The organism is Streptomyces sp. NPDC086777 (assembly GCF_040702065.1).
Lineage (GTDB): Bacteria > Actinomycetota > Actinomycetes > Streptomycetales > Streptomycetaceae > Streptomyces.
This window is the reverse complement of the sequence record NZ_JBFBJI010000060.1, coordinates 38,662-40,787: the sequence shown is the minus strand read 5'-3', so window position 1 is coordinate 40,787 and position 2,126 is coordinate 38,662. Positions and strand designations below refer to the sequence as shown.

Genomic DNA, 2,126 nt, shown 5'->3' with positions numbered 1-2,126 from the left:
ACAACTGGACCCTCCTGTCCTGACACCCCCCGCCCCGGGGGGGGCCGCGCCCACGGCGCACCCGCCGTGGCCGCGTCCCACGTGTGCGTCGGGACCGGCACCCCGGTGCCGTCCGGACGGCGGGAGGCGGGGCAGGCGTCGGCGCCGTTCACCTTAGGTTGCAGGTCCAAGGGCATCTCCGCGGGCGGCACGTCGGTATACGGTCCGAAGCGCTTGCCCCGACAGAAGTGGCTCACGTCAACGGAGATTCCGGCCGAACCCGCCGCGCAGGCGCCGCGCGGACGGCAGCCGGGACCGCCCTGACCCGGCTCCCGCTGTCGGCCCGGCGGCAGAGCCGCGGTGCACCCGTCGATCGGGAGTCGACAGGCCACCCAGCGCCGCCCCCGCACGTCGCCCTGTCACTCCACTGCCCCGAGGTGCGCCGTGGCCATGCCTTCTCCTGCCTCGTCCCCGTCGTCCGCGCCGCCCGACACCGGCACCCGGCACATCACGGCCACCATCGTGCTGGCCTGCCTCGGCGTGTTCGTCTCCTACCTGCCCGTCGTCGGCGTCTCCGTCGCGCTGCCGGTCATGCAACAGGCCCTCGACGCCTCCACCGAGGGCCTGCAGTGGATCACCGACGCCTTCATCCTGCCGACCGCGGCACTGCTCCTGACCTGCGGCATGGTGGGCGACCTGTTCGGCCGGAAGAAGACCTACCTCGCCGGGCTCGCGCTGTTCTGCCTCGGCTGCCTGGTCTGCCTGACCGCCGGCAGCGTCGTCCAGGTCTGCGTGGGCCAGGCCCTCACCGGCGTCGGCACCGCCGCGCTCCTGCCTTCCACGCTCGCCCTCATCGGCCACGTCATCCCGGACCCCCGCGCCCGCGCCCGCGCGATAGCCCTCCTGTGGACGGCCGCCCTCGGCCTCGGGCTCACCCTCGGCCCGGTGGTCAACGGCCTGATCGTGGCACACACGAGCTGGCGCTGGATCTTCCTGCCCTCGCTGGTCCTCGCCGTGGTCACGGCCGTGATCGGTGCCGCCGTCCTCACCGACTCCCGTTCGGACCGCGAACGCCACCTGGACGTCCCGGGCCAGCTGCTGGCCGTCGTCGCCGTCACCGGCCTGGTCTACGGCGTCATCGAGGGCGGCAGCGCCGGCTGGTCCTCGGCCCGGGTCGTCGTCGCCTTCGTGGCCGCGGCCCTCGCCGCGACCGGCTTCGTCCTCGTGGAGCTCCGCTCCTCCTGCCCGATGCTGGACATGCGCCTGTTCAGGGCGCGGGCGTTCTCCGGCGCGGCGCTCGTCATGGCCGTCACCCTGTTCGCCCAGGTCGGCCTGGTCTTCGCGCTGAGCGAGTACTTCGGGCTCGTCCACCACGCCGCGACGCTGGACATCGGCATCCGCCTCATCGCCATCAACGGCTTCACGGTGGTGCTCGGCCCGCTGGTCGGGCGGCTGATGAACCGGGCCACGCCCGGACTGCTCCTGGTCACCGGGCTCGTCGTCGGCGGCATCGGCGCCCTGCTCATGAACGTCTTCCGGGCCGGCACCGGCACCGGCGAGGCCGCCCTGGTCATCGGCGTCCTCGGCATCGGCATCGCACTCGCCATGGCGCCGATCACCACCATCGCCATGGACGCCCTGCCGCACCGGCTCGGCGGGACCGCCGCCGCGGCCAACAGCGCGCTCCGCCAGATCGGCAGCGCCCTCGGCCCCGCCGTCTTCGGCGTCGTCCTCACCCACCGCACCCTGGCCACCCTGCCCGGCCACCTCGCCTCGTCCGGGCTGAGCCCCGCCGACCAGGGCCAGGTGAGCGGCCTGGTCTCCGACGTCGGCATCCAGGCGGGCGCGTTCCTGCACCTGAAGACCCCGGCGAGCACCGGCCAGGCACAGGCCGCCTACGGCGCGAGCTTCACCGACGCCCTGCACACCTGCGCGCTCGTCGGCGGCATCGGGATGCTGGGGGCCGCGGTGATCGCCGTGGCCCTCATCGGGATCCGCCCGGCGCGCGCCCCGCAGGCGGCACCGGAGGCGGCGGCGCACCCCGCCGGAGCCGCGAGCTGACACCCCGACGCACAGCGCAGAGCGGCCGGCCGACTGGTACCGGTAGTTCGGGTCCTTGACCAGGGCCTTCAGGACGATGGCGTCCA

1 protein-coding gene is annotated in these 2,126 nt (G+C 74.2%); it reads left to right on the top strand.

Annotation, left to right across the window (positions count from 1 at the left end; all coding sequences use genetic code 11):
* The first annotated feature begins 429 nt into the window (after positions 1 to 429).
* Positions 430 to 2,040, top strand: a complete 1,611-nt coding sequence (locus AB0472_RS43335) for an MFS transporter (protein WP_366364936.1) — start codon at positions 430 to 432, stop codon at positions 2,038 to 2,040.
* The last annotated feature ends 86 nt before the right edge of the window (positions 2,041 to 2,126 follow it).

Coding starts and splice junctions, on each gene's coding strand:
- AB0472_RS43335 (WP_366364936.1), top strand. CDS start 430: ATGCCTTCTCCTGCCTCGTCCCCGTCGTCCGCGCCGCCCGACACCGGC.